This window comes from Arthrobacter sp. Cza30 (genome assembly GCF_059090765.1).
In genome coordinates this window covers 617,272-630,903 of sequence record NZ_JBNHGA010000001.1, presented here as the reverse complement: position 1 = coordinate 630,903, position 13,632 = coordinate 617,272, and the positions used below count along the sequence as shown (strand labels likewise).

Annotated in this window: 14 protein-coding genes and 1 tRNA gene; 5 read left to right on the top strand and 10 right to left on the bottom strand. The window is 70.0% G+C overall.

Translation table 11 applies throughout. From position 1 onward, the window contains the following. Position 1 precedes the first annotated feature (1 nt). Positions 2–1,582 carry a sugar ABC transporter ATP-binding protein gene (locus tag AC5RVZ_RS02730; protein ID WP_494064720.1) on the bottom strand — a complete coding sequence of 527 codons (1,581 nt, stop codon included), beginning with the start codon at positions 1,580–1,582 and terminating at the stop codon, positions 2–4. A gap of 8 nt (positions 1,583–1,590) precedes the next feature. Next, entirely contained in the window at positions 1,591–2,697 is a 1,107-nt protein-coding gene (locus AC5RVZ_RS02725; RefSeq protein WP_494064237.1) for a Gfo/Idh/MocA family protein, read from the bottom strand. 115 nt (positions 2,698–2,812) lie between these two features. Here AC5RVZ_RS02725 and AC5RVZ_RS02720 point away from each other — a divergent pair, with 115 nt between their 5' ends. Together AC5RVZ_RS02720 and AC5RVZ_RS02715 are read left to right on the top strand one after the other, a co-directional pair. Then, on the top strand, positions 2,813–4,003 hold the full coding sequence (locus tag AC5RVZ_RS02720; protein ID WP_494064236.1) for an ROK family transcriptional regulator: 1,191 nt from the start codon (positions 2,813–2,815) through the stop codon (positions 4,001–4,003). Positions 4,004–4,316: 313 nt separating this feature from the next. Continuing rightward, positions 4,317–5,348, top strand: a complete 1,032-nt coding sequence (locus AC5RVZ_RS02715) for an NADP-dependent oxidoreductase (RefSeq protein WP_494064235.1) — start codon at positions 4,317–4,319, stop codon at positions 5,346–5,348. A gap of 17 nt (positions 5,349–5,365) precedes the next feature. Here AC5RVZ_RS02715 and AC5RVZ_RS02710 read toward each other — a convergent pair whose 3' ends face one another. Continuing rightward, entirely contained in the window at positions 5,366–6,262 is an 897-nt protein-coding gene (locus AC5RVZ_RS02710; protein WP_494064234.1) for a LysR family transcriptional regulator ArgP, read from the bottom strand. A gap of 65 nt (positions 6,263–6,327) precedes the next feature. On the opposite strand from AC5RVZ_RS02710, the gene lysE reads away from it, so the two are divergent. Next, positions 6,328–7,041, top strand: coding sequence for an L-lysine exporter (gene lysE / locus AC5RVZ_RS02705; protein ID WP_494064233.1), 714 nt, complete (start codon positions 6,328–6,330; stop codon positions 7,039–7,041). Positions 7,042–7,095: 54 nt separating this feature from the next. Further along, positions 7,096–7,371, top strand: coding sequence for an acylphosphatase (locus tag AC5RVZ_RS02700; protein ID WP_494064232.1), 276 nt, complete (start codon positions 7,096–7,098; stop codon positions 7,369–7,371). 122 nt (positions 7,372–7,493) lie between these two features. Here AC5RVZ_RS02700 and rplA read toward each other — a convergent pair whose 3' ends face one another. From rplA to AC5RVZ_RS02685, 3 genes are all read right to left on the bottom strand, one after another. Continuing rightward, positions 7,494–8,186 carry a 50S ribosomal protein L1 gene (gene rplA / locus AC5RVZ_RS02695; protein ID WP_494064231.1) on the bottom strand — a complete coding sequence of 231 codons (693 nt, stop codon included), beginning with the start codon at positions 8,184–8,186 and terminating at the stop codon, positions 7,494–7,496. 14 nt (positions 8,187–8,200) lie between these two features. Further along, positions 8,201–8,632, bottom strand: a complete 432-nt coding sequence (rplK, locus tag AC5RVZ_RS02690; RefSeq protein ID WP_494064230.1) for a 50S ribosomal protein L11 — start codon at positions 8,630–8,632, stop codon at positions 8,201–8,203. Between the two features lie 113 nt (positions 8,633–8,745). After that, positions 8,746–9,756, bottom strand: a complete 1,011-nt coding sequence (locus AC5RVZ_RS02685) for a helix-turn-helix transcriptional regulator (protein ID WP_494064229.1) — start codon at positions 9,754–9,756, stop codon at positions 8,746–8,748. A gap of 81 nt (positions 9,757–9,837) precedes the next feature. On the opposite strand from AC5RVZ_RS02685, the gene AC5RVZ_RS02680 reads away from it, so the two are divergent. Next, positions 9,838–10,236, top strand: a complete 399-nt coding sequence (locus tag AC5RVZ_RS02680; RefSeq protein ID WP_494064228.1) for a VOC family protein — start codon at positions 9,838–9,840, stop codon at positions 10,234–10,236. Between the two features lie 98 nt (positions 10,237–10,334). Here the strand turns inward: AC5RVZ_RS02680 and nusG are convergent, their stop codons facing one another. The 4 genes from nusG to AC5RVZ_RS02660 form a co-directional block, all read right to left on the bottom strand. Further along, positions 10,335–11,474 (bottom strand): transcription termination/antitermination protein NusG, encoded by a 1,140-nt coding sequence (gene nusG / locus AC5RVZ_RS02675; protein ID WP_494064227.1) that lies wholly within the window; start codon positions 11,472–11,474, stop codon positions 10,335–10,337. Positions 11,475–11,551: 77 nt separating this feature from the next. Further along, on the bottom strand, positions 11,552–11,824 hold the full coding sequence (secE, locus tag AC5RVZ_RS02670) for a preprotein translocase subunit SecE (RefSeq protein WP_494064719.1): 273 nt from the start codon (positions 11,822–11,824) through the stop codon (positions 11,552–11,554). Positions 11,825–11,916: 92 nt separating this feature from the next. Beyond that, positions 11,917–11,989 (bottom strand) — tRNA-Trp (locus tag AC5RVZ_RS02665). Positions 11,990–12,243: 254 nt separating this feature from the next. Further along, on the bottom strand, positions 12,244–13,608 hold the full coding sequence (locus AC5RVZ_RS02660) for an NAD-dependent succinate-semialdehyde dehydrogenase (RefSeq protein ID WP_494064226.1): 1,365 nt from the start codon (positions 13,606–13,608) through the stop codon (positions 12,244–12,246). Positions 13,609–13,632 lie beyond the last annotated feature (24 nt).

Sequence of the window (13,632 nt, the reverse complement as noted above, 5' to 3'; positions counted from 1 at the left end):
TTCACGGCCGGCCTCCTTCGGACTCGATGCGGGGATCTGCCGGCTCGGGCGCGGTGACCGGCCCCGGCAGGTCCTCGTGCGACCCGGTCGCCGCCGCCAGCACTTCGTGCTCGGCCGACCCGGCGGGAAGCTCCGCGGCGAGCTCGCCGTCGCGCATGACGAGGATGCGATCGCTCATGCCGATGACCTCGGGAAGCTCGCTGGAGACCATGAGCACCGCCTTGCCCTCAGCGGCGAGCTGGCGCATCAGCTGGTACACCGCGACCTTGGCGCCGACGTCGATGCCTCGGGTGGGCTCGTCGAACAGGACCACCTGCGGGTCGGTCACCAGCCACTTGGCCAGCACGACCTTCTGCTGGTTGCCGCCGGAGAGGAACCGCACCTCCTGGTCGACCCCGCGCGACGACACTTCCAGGGAGCTCAGGATGCCCGGCACGTCACGCCGGGAGGTGCGGGTGCGCCCGGCGAAGACGCTCCGCACGACGAGCAGCGCGTTGTCGAGGACCGACTGGCCGAGCGCGAGACCCTGCGCCTTGCGGTCCTCGGTGACCAGGGCGAGCCCGGCCTTCACGGCGGCGCGGGCGCTGGTGAGGCGGATCGTCCGCCCGTCGAGGATCATGGTCCCGCGCGTGAACGCGTGGACGCCGAAGACGCCTTCGACGAGTTCGGTGCGCCCCGAGCCCTGGAGCCCCGCGAGTCCCACGATCTCCCCGGCGTGGACGGTGAGGGTGACGTCGTCGACGAACTCGTTGCCGCATCCGCGCAGCTCGAGGCGCGCCGCGCCCACCGTCGTGCCTTCCACGGCGGCCGGGAAGTACGACTGCAGGGGGCGGCCGACCATGCGGCGCACGAGCTCGGCGCTGGTGAGGTCCGCGGTGGCGTCGGTGGAGACCAGCGCGCCGTCCTTGAGGATCGTGATGCGGTCGCAGAGGTCGAAGATCTCCTTGAGCCGGTGCGACACGTAGATCACCGCGACGCCGCGTGCGGTGAGCTTCCGGATGATCGCGTAGAGCAGCTCCACCTCGTGGTCGCTCAGCGCCGCGGTCGGCTCATCCATCGAGATGACCCGCGCGTCGAACGAGAGCGCCTTGACGATCTCGACGATCTGCTGCTCGGCGACCGTGAGGGACCCCACGCGCGAGGCCGGATCGATGAAGGCGACGCCGAGGTCCTCCAGCAGCGCGCGCGTGCGCCTCTCCATGCCCTTCTTGTCCACGAAGCCGGCCTTGCGCGGCTCGCGGCCCAGGAACACGTTCTGCGCGACGGTCCGCTCGGGAAGCAGGTTGAACTCCTGGAACACGGTCACGAGCCCTGCATCCATCGCCGGCCGGGGGTGCGTGAACGACACCTGCCGACCTTCGAACTCGACTGTCCCGGCGTCAGCCTGATGGACGCCGGCGAGGATCTTCATGAACGTCGACTTGCCGGCGCCGTTCTCGCCGACGAGGCCGTGGACCTCGCCGCGGCGGATGTCCATCTCGATGTCCGAGAGCACCGTGACGCCGAAGAAGCTCTTGCCGATGCCGCGTGCCCGAAGCACGACATCGGTCTCGCCCTGCGGCACCGGGGCGTCGGCGAGCATCGTGTCGCTCACGAGTCCACCTCGATCCAGGTTCGCGTCTCGGCCGCTCGCAGCACCGCGTCGGTGAGCACGGCGGCGCGAAGACCGTCGGCGAAGGTCGGCAGCCCCTCGGGCTGCTCGCCCGCGATCGCCGCGTAGACGTCGGCGACGAATCCGTCGAAGGCGTCCTGATACCCCATCGGATGCCCGGCGGGGACCCGCTGCAGACGCGCGGAGTCGGGCGCCGCGGTGGCCGGGTCGCGCAGCAGCAGCCGAGACCCCTCCCGGCCGCCGACCCACAGCTCCTCAGGGCGCTCCTGCTCGAAGCGCAGGGTGTGGGCCGTGCCATGCAGCTCGAGGACGAGCCCGTTCTTGCGGCCGGCCGCCATCTGCGACACCAGGAGGGTCCCGAGCGCGCCGGAGGCGGTCTCCACCAGCACCGCCGCGACGTCTTCGTTCGTCACTGCACGCCCACCGCGCTCGTCGTACACGCGTCGGGTGCGGGCGGTCAGCCGCACGATGCGCTCCCCCGCGACGAACTCGATCAGGTCGCAGAGGTGCGAGCCGATGTCGGCGAACGCGCGCGACGGACCGCCCGCTGAGGCATCCGCCCGCCAGTCGTCGTCGTCGGGCAGCAGCATCCAGTCCTGCAGGTACGCCGCGTCGATGCTGATGAGGGCACCCGCCTCGCCCGCGGCGACCCGCGCCCGCGCTTCGCGGACCATGGGGTGGTAGCGATAGACGAAGGGGACGGCGGCGACGCGGCCGCTGGCCTGCGCCGCCTCGGCCAGGCGCCGCGCGTCCTCGACCGTCGTCGCCAGCGGCTTCTCGCACACGACGTGCTTGCCGGCTTCCAGCGCCGCCGAGGCCAGCGCGGCGTGCGTGGCGTTGGGTGTGCAGATGTGCACGGCATCGATGTCGGATGCCGCGAGGAGCGCCTGCGCGTCGGCCTCGGCGCGGTCGACGCCGAGGGCGGCCGCGGCCGACGCGGCACGCGACGCGCTCGAGGTCGCGATGCCCACGAGCCGTGCGCCCGCGGTGCGCGCGGCGCCGGAGTGGACTCTGGCCATGAATCCGCCGCCGAGGACTCCGGTGCGGATCGTCCCGACGCCGGTGTCGGTGACACCCGTTGTCATGCGGACGATTGTGACACGACGCACCGAACTTTTGCTAGTACTTCGTCAAAAGTGATCCGCTCAAGCCCCGAAGTTCCATGGCGAGGGCAAGGAAGTCGTGTGCTTTACTGTCGCCATGGTCGACGTGACGCGTGCTCCGGGCGCCGTGAGCCCGGGCGCGGGAGAGATCTTCCAGATCCTCCGCGACGGTCGCGCGCGGACCAAGTCCGAGCTCGCGCTGCTGACGGGTCTCGCCCGGTCCACCGTCTCGTCACGGGTCGATGCGCTCGTGGCATCCGGCCTCGTCCACCCGGCGGGCGAGGCGGCCTCGACGGGCGGTCGTCCGCCGGCTCGCGTCGCGTTCAACCCGCTCGCAGGCATCGTCCTGGCCGTCGATCTCGGGGCCACCCACGCCACCGTCGCGCTGTCGGATCTGTCGGGACGCATCCTGTCGAGCCACACGAGGCAGCTGCGCATCGCCGAGGGGCCGGAGCTCGTCCTCGACAGCGTCATCGCCGACGGCACGCGCCTGCTGGAAGCCGGATCGCACCCCCTCTCGCGCCTGGTCGGCGTGGGCATCGGCGTGCCAGGACCGGTCGAGCACTCGACCGGCCGGCCGACGAACCCGCCCATCATGCCCGGGTGGGACCGCTTCGACGTGCCGGGGTACGTGCAGCGCACGCTGGATGTGCCCGTGCTCGTCGACAACGACGTGAACATCCTCGCGCTCGGCGAGCGCGCGATCACGTGGAAGGACGTCGACGACCTCATCTTCGTCAAGGTGGCCACGGGCATCGGCGCCGGCATCATCTCGGGCGGTCAGCTGCAGCGGGGCGCGCAGGGATCGGCCGGCGACATGGGCCACGTGCAGGTGCCCTACAGTCACGATTCCCCCCGGCCTCCCGGCGACGAACGCGACCTCGAGGCGATCGCGAGCGGCACCGCCATCGCCGCCGAGCTGCGTGCGCAGGGCATCGAGGCCGCCGGCAGCTCCGACGTCGTGAATCTCGTTCGCGGCGGCAATCCGGCCGCGATCGCCGCCACGCGGCAGGCCGGGCGCGAGGTCGGCGAGGTGCTGGCGACCGTGGTGAACATGCTCAATCCGTCGATCATCGTGATCGGCGGCAGCGTCGCCCGGGCGGGCGAGCACCTGCTCGCCGGCGTGCGCGAGGTCGTATACCGCCGCTCGATCCCGCTGGCGACGCAGCACCTCGCCATCGTGCAGTCCCAGGCCGGCGAGACCGCCGGTGTCGTGGGCGCGGCGATCATGGTGACGCAGCAGGTCCTCTCGCCGGCAGGCGTCGACGCGCGCACCGCCCAGGGGTGATGCAGCACCGCTCGCTCCGTGTCCCGAATGATCGGTTCCGTGTCCCGAAACACCGGCTGCAAGGCTGTTCCCAGCCGTGGATTCGGGACATGCCGACGCTTCGTGTCCCGAAAGATCCGCTGCAACCCCGGATGCAGCCGAGCCTTTGGGACACGGCGAGGCGGTCGTCGAAGGGCTGACAGATGCCGGTGGCGGAGCACTGCGTCCAGCGGTAGCACCGACGTAACACGGGCGAGACATTGGCACGATTGACTGTTCACGACAACGGCGACCAGCGCTGCCGACGCCGGCAGGCACGCGGAAGGAGCGAGCCATGAGATTCCGACCGCTGCGATCCCCGGCCTCATCGGATGCCGACATCATGCCGGTGAGCAAGCCTCCGGCAGAGATGCGCGCCGTCGTCTTCGACGCGCCGGGCGAGGCCGACGCGCTGCGCGAGGCATCCATTCCCGTCCCGAAGCCGGTGCTCAGCGAGCTGCTCGTGCGGGTCGTCGCGGCGGGCGTGAACCCCATCGACGCCAAGACGCGCGCCGGCAGAGGGGTGTCTGGCGCGATCTCGGGCTTCCCGGCGACGCTGGGCTTCGACTTCAGCGGCATCGTGGTGTCGGCCCCGTACGAATCGCACCCGTTTCCGCCCGGGACGCCCGTGTTCGGGATGGCGACCTTTCCGCGATCGGGCGGCACGTACGCCGAGTACACGGTGGCGCCGACGCTGTCGGTGGCCCGCAAGCCGTCGTCGCTGTCACACGTCGAAGCGGCCGGCGTGCCGCTGGCAGCGCTCACCGCGTGGGGACTGGTCGTCGAGACGGCGCACGCCCACGAAGGGCAGCGGATGCTGATCCATGCCGGCAGCGGCGGCGTCGGGCATTTCGCCGTGCAGCTCGCCGCGTACTTCGGCGCGCACGTCACCGCCACCACGTCGGGTCGCAACACCTCGTGGCTGCGGGAGCTCGGCGCGTCCGTGGTCATCGACTACACCACCACCCGCTTCGACGAGGTCGTCGCCGATGTCGACGTTGTCATCGACCTGGTGGGGAACGTTGCGGCCGACACGGGCACCCGGTCGCTGCGGGTGCTGCGTCCGGGCGGCCTGTACGTCATGGTGCCGACGGGCGCGTGGCCCGGCTACGCGGATGCCGCCGCAGAAGCCGGCGTGCGCGCGACGAGCTACAAGGTCATCCCCGACGGCGGCGCGCTCGCGACGATCGGGCGCCTGCTCGACTCCGGTGCGGTGCAGGTCTACATCGATCGGGTTCATGACCTTGCCGACGCCGCGACCGCGCACCGGGAGATCGAGGACGGTCACACCCGCGGCAAGATCGTGCTGCGCGTGACCGACGACTGAGCTCGGATCCGCCTCGGCTAGGCGGCCGGGGTGAGCAGGCGACGGCCCTCCGCGACGACCTCGTCGGCGATCGCATCCAGCAGCGGCGAGCGCAGGTTCCACTGCTGCCAGTGCAGGGCGACGTCGACCGGCGGGCCGCCCAGCAGCACGAGTTCACCGCGCTCGAGCGCGTCGGCGGACTGGAAGCGCGGCAGCATGGCCCAGCCGAGGCCCAGCCGGACAGCCGTCGCGAAGTCGTTCGACGCCGGCACGTAGTGGCGAGGCGGTCGCGCAGGATCGATCCCGCGACGGGCGAGCCAGACGTTCTGCAGGTCGTCGCGGCGGTCGAAGTCGACCAGCGGCGCGTCGGCGAGCGCCGCGACCGGGTCGTCGGCCAGCCACTGGGCGACGAACGCGGGCGTCGCGACCGCTTCGTACCGCATCGCCCCGAGTGCCGATACGCGGCACCCGGGCACCGGCGCCGCGCGCGAGGTCACGGCGCCCATGACGGTTCCCGACTCCAGCAGCCCGGCGGTGAAGTCCTGGTCGTCCCGGTGCAGATCGAACACGATCGGATGCCGCTGCACGAGGCGCGCGAGCGGCGCGAGGAACCACGTGGCGAGCGAGTCGGCGTTGACCGCCAGCGGAACGCTGATGCGTGATCCCTCGGCCGGGTCCTCGCCGAGCGTCACGAGCGTGTCGTGCTCGAGCAGCGCCGCCTGGCGCGCGAGGCGGACCACGGCGCTGCCGGCTTCGGTGGTGCGAGCCGGCCTGGAGCGCACGAGCACGACGCGTCCGAGCTGCTCCTCGAGGGCCTTGATGCGCTGGCTGACGGCGGACGGTGTGATGCGCAGGCGACGGGCGGCGGCATCCAGCGTCCCCTCGTCGACAACGGCGGCCAGCGTCTCGGCCAGTTCGAACGGTATGCGTGCCATAAGTGGCGCTAATGATACTGAAGAAGCATGAGCTGTACTATCGATCGGCCCGCGCTTACCGTCGTATGGTGCTCACTCCCCTGCTCGCCGGCCTCGGCCTTGGCTTCTCCCTCATCATCGCCATCGGCGCCCAGAACCTCTTCGTGCTGCGGCAGGGGCTGCGCCGTGAACACGTCGTCGCCGTCGCCGCCGTGTGCGCGGTGTCGGATGCCGCCCTCATCGTGCTGGGGGTCTCGGGTATCGGACTCGTGCTGCAGGCGGTGCCGTGGCTCGTCGACGCGGTGCGATGGGCGGGGGCTGCGTTCCTCGTCGCGTACGGCCTGCTCGCCGCCCGCAGAGCCTGGCGGCCGTCGGGGCAGACCCTCGCCGCCGCTTCGGACGACGAGACGGACAGCACGCGAGACGGCGACAGAGCGGCCAGGACCGGGCACGGGCGTCGCCCTGGCACACAGGGCACCGGCATCCGGTCCACGACCACGCTGTCACGCACGCGACTGGTCCCCGTGCTCCTGACCTGCCTCGCACTGACCTGGCTGAACCCCCACGTGTACCTCGACACCGTGTTCCTGCTCGGGTCGATCGCCAACACGCACGGCGACGCGCGCTGGCTCTTCGCCGCCGGCGCCATCACGGCGAGCATCGTCTGGTTCTTCGGCCTCGCGTTCGGCGCGCGCCTGCTGGGGCGCTGGCTCTCGACGCCCCGTGCATGGCGCATCCTGGATGCCGTCATCGCCGTCGTGATGATCGCGCTCGGGGTCTCGCTCGTCCTGCCTCACTGAGCCGTGGCGCGTCGCGGGTCGCGAACGACAGCGGCACCCGGGCACCATGGGACCATGAGGCGCGTGCACGTTCTCGTCACCGGCGACGTCCAGGGCGTCGGGTACCGCTACACGATGCGGATGGTCGCCCGGGATGCCGGCGTCACCGGCTGGGTGCGCAATCGCCGCGACGGCAGCGTCGAGGCCGAGGTCGAGGGCAGCCCGCAACAGGTCGACGAAGTGCTGGCGTGGATGGCCGAGGGGCCGCCCGGGTCGCGGGTCGAAGCCTCCACCGTGACGGATGTCACACCCACCGGCGAGCACGGATTCGAGGTGCGGCCGACGGCGTGACGCCGACGAGGCGCCTCACCGCTGCGGCAGGCGTCAGCGCGGATCGGATGCCCCGCGCGCCGCCCGGGACGACGAAGGGGCCCCACCCGAAGGTGAAGCCCCTTGCGTTCGAACTGTACGACTCAGACGAGCGCGTTGACGTCCAGCGGGATGCCGGGACCGAACGTGGTCGACACGGCGCCCTTCTGGATGTAGCGACCCTTCGAGCTCGACGGCTTCAGACGCACGATCTCCTCGAGCGCAGCCTTGAGGTTCTCGTCGAGCTGGTCGGTCGAGAACGAGGCCTTGCCGACGACGAAGTGCACGTTGGCGTGCTTGTCGACGCGGAACTCGATCTTTCCGCCCTTGATCTCCTCGACGGCCTTGGCCGGGTTCGGGGTCACCGTGCCGGTCTTGGGGTTCGGCATGAGGCCGCGGGGGCCCAGCACCTTGCCCAGTCGACCGACCTGGCCCATGAGCTCGGGCGTGGCGACGGCCGCATCGAACGCGGTGTAGCCGCCGGCGACCTTCTCGATGAGCTCGGCGCCGCCGACCTCGTCCGCACCCGCGGCGATCGCGGCCTCAGCGGCCGGACCCGTCGCGAACACGATGACGCGGGCGGTCTTGCCCGTGCCGTGCGGGAGGATGACGGTGCCGCGCACCATCTGGTCGGCCTTGCGCGGGTCGACCGAGAGCTTGAGCGCGACCTCGACGGTCGCGTCGAACTTCGCCGAGCCGGTCTCCTTCGCGAGGGCGACAGCCTCGGTCGGCGTGTAGAACTTGTCCGCCTCGATCTTGGCGGCAGCAGCCTGGTAGGCCTTGGACTTCGTAGCCATGTTCCTTACTCCCCTCAGTCCTCGACCGTGATGCCCATGGAACGGGCAGTGCCGGCGATGATCTTCGAGGCGGCCTCGAGGTCGTTCGCGTTCAGGTCGGGCTGCTTCGTCTCGGCGATCTGACGCACCTGCTCCTTGGTGAGCTTGCCCACCTTGGCCGTGTGCGGCGTCTTCGAGCCCTTCTGCACGCCGGCGGCCTTCTTGATGAGCTCAGCGGCCGGCGGGGTCTTCAGGACGAACGTGAAGCTGCGGTCCTCGTAGACGGTGATCTCCACGGGGATGACGTTGCCGCGCTGCGACTCGGTCGCGGCGTTGTACGCCTTGCAGAACTCCATGATGTTGACGCCATGCTGACCGAGCGCGGGGCCGATCGGCGGCGCCGGGTTGGCGGCGCCGGCGTTGATCTGGAGCTTGATCAGGCCGGTCACCTTCTTCTTCGGTGCCATTCTCTTTCCTTTCATCGAGCGGATGCCGCAGCATCCGTTCTCCCGCGAATCCGGCCGTTCCGGGCCGCGGTGTCGGTTTGCGCACGCCGAAGCGGCACACAAACCACGTAAGTCTACCTGATGTGCTCGGGAGCCTCCTCAACACTGTCGGCGTACATCCGTCGCACTCGAGACGCCAGCTCGAACAGCGCGCGGCGAAGCTCCGGCGGCTCGATGGCCTCAGCCACGTCCGACCATCCCACCAGCTGTTCGGCGAGCGCCTCCAGCCGATGCGCCCGCACCTCCACACACACGAGGTCCGCGCTGGATTCCGCCGCCGGGTCGTCGATCACCCGCGCCTGGGCGCCGAAGCGCTCAAGAAGCGCGCCGGCCGCGTCCGCCTTGACGACGACGACGGCACGGGCGGCTCCGCGCCACTCCTCCACACGGGCGACCATGTCGGCCCAGACTCGTGCGTGATCGAACGCGCCGGGTGCCTCTCCCCTGCTCGGAAGGATCTGCGCTGATCGGATCCGATCGACCCGGTACGTACGCAGGCGGCTCGCGTCCGCTGTGCCCCGCTCATCTTCGGGAGGAGCGGCGATCAGGTACCAGCGATCGCCTCGGCTGCCGACGACGAGCGGCACGAGCTCCACCACGGAGTTCGTTCCCGTCCCGGAATAGTCGATGCGCACCCTTCTGCTCTGAGCGATCGCCTGCTGCAGCTGGCCTACGGCAGCGGGGGCATCTTGGGGTTCGCGTCTCCCCCAGGGCGCTTCTCGCACCGTCGCGGACGCCGCCCTCTGGGCCCCTTCTCGGAACGGCTCCGGCATGGCACGCACCAGCTTCCGCATCGCGGCGATCCGGTCCGGAGACGCTCCGGCGCTCTGCGTCAGTCCGATCAGCAGCGCGATCGCCTCCGGGGAAGTGAGGCCGGTGAGGTCCGTGCGGGCACCTCCGATGAGCCGCCACCCCCCGCCCTTGCCCCGGCTGGGGTACAGCGGAACCCCAGCCATGGCGAGCGCCTCGAGATCGCGTCGCGCGGTCGGCACAGACACCTCCAGCTCCGCTGCGAGTTCGGCCGCGGTGATTCGTTGGCGGCCTTGCAGCAGCAGGAGCGCCTGGATGAGGCGGTCAGCGCGCATGGCGAACCTCTTCCCAGAAGTGCTCATTCGGTGAGCACTTCGACTGCGAGCATAAGAGGAGGTCACGACCAAGGAGGAAGAATGTTCCGCGGACTCGCCAATCTGAATCTCGTCGCCGACGACATGGACGCAGCCGTCGACTGGTACTCGGCCGTTCTCGGCGCGCCGCCGTATTTCGTTCGACCGGAGGGCGGTCCCGCGCAGTACGCGGAGTGGCGTTTCGGCGACGACGAGGACGAATTGGCCCTCATGGATGCTCGATTCCGGCCCGTCCTTCCGCAGCCCGGCGGCGCACTGGTGAGCATGCACGTCGACGACATCCACGCGTCCTTCGAGCGCATCATCGAGCTCGGCGCCGCGCCTGTCGATCCCATCACGGAGCGTGGAGAAGGCTGGTGGTCGGCATCCGTCAGCGATCCTTTCGGCAACCTGATCGGGCTGATCCAGAGCCCCCACTGGGCCGCTCGTCACGCCGGGTGACTCGCCTGACGGCAACACGGATTCGTGCGGATGCCCCCGACATGACGACGCCCCGCCGGCCGAGGCCGAGCGGGGCGTCGTCGTGACGTAGGCGTGCGTCAGAGCTTGGTGACCTGGTCGAACGACAGCTCGACCGGGGTCTCGCGCTCGAACAGCGACACGAGCACCGTGAGCTTGCCGCTCTCGGGCTTGATCTCGCTGATCGTGCCGGGCAGACCCGCGAACGAGCCTTCCTTGATCGTGATGGTCTCGCCGACCTCGAAGTCGACCTCGGCCGGGATCGCGCGCGCGGTGGCAGCCTGACCCTTCTTGGCGGCACCGCCCTTCGCGGCGGCGACCTCCTTGACCTCGACGAGGCTCTTCAGCATGTTGAAGGCCTCTTCGAAGCGCAGCGGGGTCGGGTTGTGGGCGTTGCCCACGAAGCCGGTGACGCCCGGCGTGTGGCGGACGACCGACCAGGTGTCCTCGTTGAGCTCCATGCGCACGAGCACGTAGCCGGGGATCCGGACGCGCGTGACCATCTTGCGCTGTCCGTTCTTGATCTCGACGACGTCCTCCATCGGGACCTCGATCTGGTAGATGTCGTCCTCGACCTCGAGCGTCGACTTGCGCTGCTCGATGTTGGCCTTCACCTTGCGCTCGAAGCCGGCGTAGGAGTGGATGACGTACCACTTGCCCGGGAGGCTGCGCAGCTCGGCGCGGAACGCCTCGTACGGGTCCTCGTCGTCGACGTCGGTGGCCTCGTCCTCGTCGAGGTCGACCGGAGCCTCGGGGGCATCCGCGGGCGAGACGCCCGCCTCGACCTCGTCGACGACGCTCTCGGCGGCGTCGACCTGCTCGACGAACTCCTCATCGAGCACCGGCTCGTCCTCGTCGCCGTTCACGTCAGGTCCGTCATAGGGGGTCACCTCGTCCGCCGCGTCGGCTTCGCGCTCGGCGGCTTCTTCTGCGATGGAGTCGTTGAGCACCTCGGCGGCGGCCTCGGTCTCGGCCGTCTCGTCAAGGTTCAGGGCGTCGTTCACGATTGCGTCCGCTTCCGGGTCGTCGATGTCGTCGATGTCGTCGAGGCCGGCGTCATCGTCGTCCGGGTCCTCGACGATGTGGATGGCGGCGTGCTCGGCCGACTCGACCGACCGCTGCTCGGCGGCCAGGACGCTGCCTTCCTGCGCCTCGTCGTCCTCCGAGGACTGCTCCGCGGCGGTCGCCCAGTCGGCGTCGTCGACATGTCTTTCAGTCACGTGGATTCTCTTCCGTTCCGTCGCGGCGGGTTGCATCGTCCGTCCGCGTCGCGCCCCTTGATTGGCTAGGCCGGGCCTCAGGCGCCGGGCACTCCGAAGACGTACGACGTGATCCACACGAACAGCACGTCCAGGCCGTAGACGATCGCCATCATCACGACGACGAATCCGAGCACCACGCCGGTGTACTTCAGCAGCTCCTGGCGGGTCGGCGTGACGACCTTGCGGAGCTCGGCGAAGACCTGACGGATGAACAGGGCGATGCGCGCGAAGACGTTCGGCTTCTTCTCGCGCGGGGCGGCCACGCCGTCTGCGCGGACGACCTCGCCCGTCGGCTCGTCCTGAACCATCGATGCCACCTGATTACCTTCCGTGAGCCGGCTGGCGCCGACACACTGTTTCTGTCAACCGCCGGAATCTCTTCCGGTGTTGCGCTGACGCGCAGGGCGGACAGGAATCGAACCTGCAACCTGCGGTTTTGGAGACCGCTGCTCTGCCAATTGAGCTACCGCCCTAGAGACCCGGGGGCCTCGGAAGTCCGCACTCTACCCCGGTCACCTGAGCGAGGGGGGCACGTACCCGACGGGCGGGCACAGCGAAAGAATGCAGACTTCAACTGCATGATCCAGTGTACGGCATGCCCGCGAACCCCGCGAACCCGCCGGGGACCGCCACCCGGTCGTTGAGCGGGCGAAGCGAGACGAAACGGCGACCTCGGCGGTGCGGTTCGTCTCGCCGCTGCGCTCCTCGCTCAACGACCGGGAACGCGTCAGGGCGCGACGCGGATCAGCTTCTTGTTGACGAATTCGTCGGCGGCGAGCAGGCCCATCTCGCGCGAGGTGCCGGAGCGCTTGATGCCGCCGAACGGCAGCTCGGGCGAGTCGGCGAGAACGATGTTGACGTAGACCATGCCGGCCTCGATCTTGTTCGCGACGCGCTCGGCCTGCTCGGGGTCGGTCGTGTACACGTACGAGCCGAGCCCGAAGCTCGTGTCGTTCGCGAGCTTGACGGCCTCGTCCTCGTCGGCGACCTTGTAGACGACGCCGGCGGGACCGAAGAGCTCTTCGCGGTACACGTCCATCTCGGGCGTGACGTCGGTGAGCACCGTGGGCTGGAAGAAGGCGCCCTCGTGCTTGCCGCCCGCGACCAGCTTGGCGCCCTGCGCGACCGCCCGGTCGATCTGGTCCTGCAGCCGATCGGCCGCCGCCTGCGACGACAGCGGGCCGAGCACCGTGTCCTCGGCGAAGGGGTCGCCGATCTTCGCGGCGGTCATCGCCGCGGTGAACTTCTCGAGGAAGGCGTCGTACAGGCCCTCCTGCACGATGAACCGCTTGGGCGCGTTGCAGGACTGCCCGTTGTTGTCCATGCGGGCCTCCACCGCCGCGGCGACCGTCGCGTCGAGGTCGTCGGTGGACAGCACGATGAACGGGTCGGATCCGCCCAGCTCGAGCGCGACCTTCTTGAGGTTCTGCCCCGCCAGCGCCGCGACGGCCGAGCCGGCACGCTCGGATCCGGTGACCGAGACGCCCTGCACGCGACGGTCGGCGATGATCGTCGCCGCCTGCTCGTTGGTCGCGTAGACGTTGGTGTAGATGCCGTCGCCGAGGCCGGCATCGGCGTACATCTGCGCGATCGCGGCAGCCGACTCCGGGCACTGCGGCGCGTGCTTGAGGAGGATGGTGTTGCCCACGACGATGTTGGGCGCGGCGAACCGGGCCACCTGGTAGTACGGGAAATTCCAGGGCATGATGCCCAGCAGCACCCCGAGCGGCGACCGGCGGATCACCGCCGACCCCTCCCCCTCGATGTCGATGGGCTGGTCCGCCGTGACCTTCTCGGCGTTGTCGGCGTAGTACTCCGTGATGTCGGCGGCGAAGTCGACCTCGGCGAGGGCGGCCGACAGCGGCTTGCCCATTTCGCGCACGATGATCGCGGCGAGCTCGTCGCGGCGCTCCCGGTGCAGCTCGGCGACCCGGCGGATGAGGTCCGCGCGGTCGGCGACCGGCACGTCGCGCCACGAGCGGAACGCGGCATCCGCCTGCGCGATCGCGGCCTCGAGGGCGTCGTCGGTGATCGTCGGATAGGTGGCCAGGGTCTCTCCCGTGGCGGGATTGACGACGGCGTAGTCAGTCATAGCGTTCTCTCCGATCGGGTGGGT

Bases quoted from the DNA above. Each gene is read 5' to 3' on its own strand.
- AC5RVZ_RS02730 (WP_494064720.1), bottom strand. From the start codon at position 1,582: ATGCTCGCCGACGCCCCGGTGCCGCAGGGCGAGACCGATGTCGTGCTT.
- AC5RVZ_RS02725 (WP_494064237.1), bottom strand. From the start codon at position 2,697: ATGACAACGGGTGTCACCGACACCGGCGTCGGGACGATCCGCACCGGA.
- AC5RVZ_RS02720 (WP_494064236.1), top strand. From the start codon at position 2,813: ATGGTCGACGTGACGCGTGCTCCGGGCGCCGTGAGCCCGGGCGCGGGA.
- AC5RVZ_RS02715 (WP_494064235.1), top strand. From the start codon at position 4,317: ATGAGATTCCGACCGCTGCGATCCCCGGCCTCATCGGATGCCGACATC.
- AC5RVZ_RS02710 (WP_494064234.1), bottom strand. From the start codon at position 6,262: ATGGCACGCATACCGTTCGAACTGGCCGAGACGCTGGCCGCCGTTGTC.
- lysE (WP_494064233.1), top strand. From the start codon at position 6,328: ATGGTGCTCACTCCCCTGCTCGCCGGCCTCGGCCTTGGCTTCTCCCTC.
- AC5RVZ_RS02700 (WP_494064232.1), top strand. From the start codon at position 7,096: ATGAGGCGCGTGCACGTTCTCGTCACCGGCGACGTCCAGGGCGTCGGG.
- rplA (WP_494064231.1), bottom strand. From the start codon at position 8,186: ATGGCTACGAAGTCCAAGGCCTACCAGGCTGCTGCCGCCAAGATCGAG.
- rplK (WP_494064230.1), bottom strand. From the start codon at position 8,632: ATGGCACCGAAGAAGAAGGTGACCGGCCTGATCAAGCTCCAGATCAAC.
- AC5RVZ_RS02685 (WP_494064229.1), bottom strand. From the start codon at position 9,756: ATGCGCGCTGACCGCCTCATCCAGGCGCTCCTGCTGCTGCAAGGCCGC.
- AC5RVZ_RS02680 (WP_494064228.1), top strand. From the start codon at position 9,838: ATGTTCCGCGGACTCGCCAATCTGAATCTCGTCGCCGACGACATGGAC.
- secE (WP_494064719.1), bottom strand. From the start codon at position 11,824: ATGGTTCAGGACGAGCCGACGGGCGAGGTCGTCCGCGCAGACGGCGTG.
- AC5RVZ_RS02660 (WP_494064226.1), bottom strand. From the start codon at position 13,608: ATGACTGACTACGCCGTCGTCAATCCCGCCACGGGAGAGACCCTGGCC.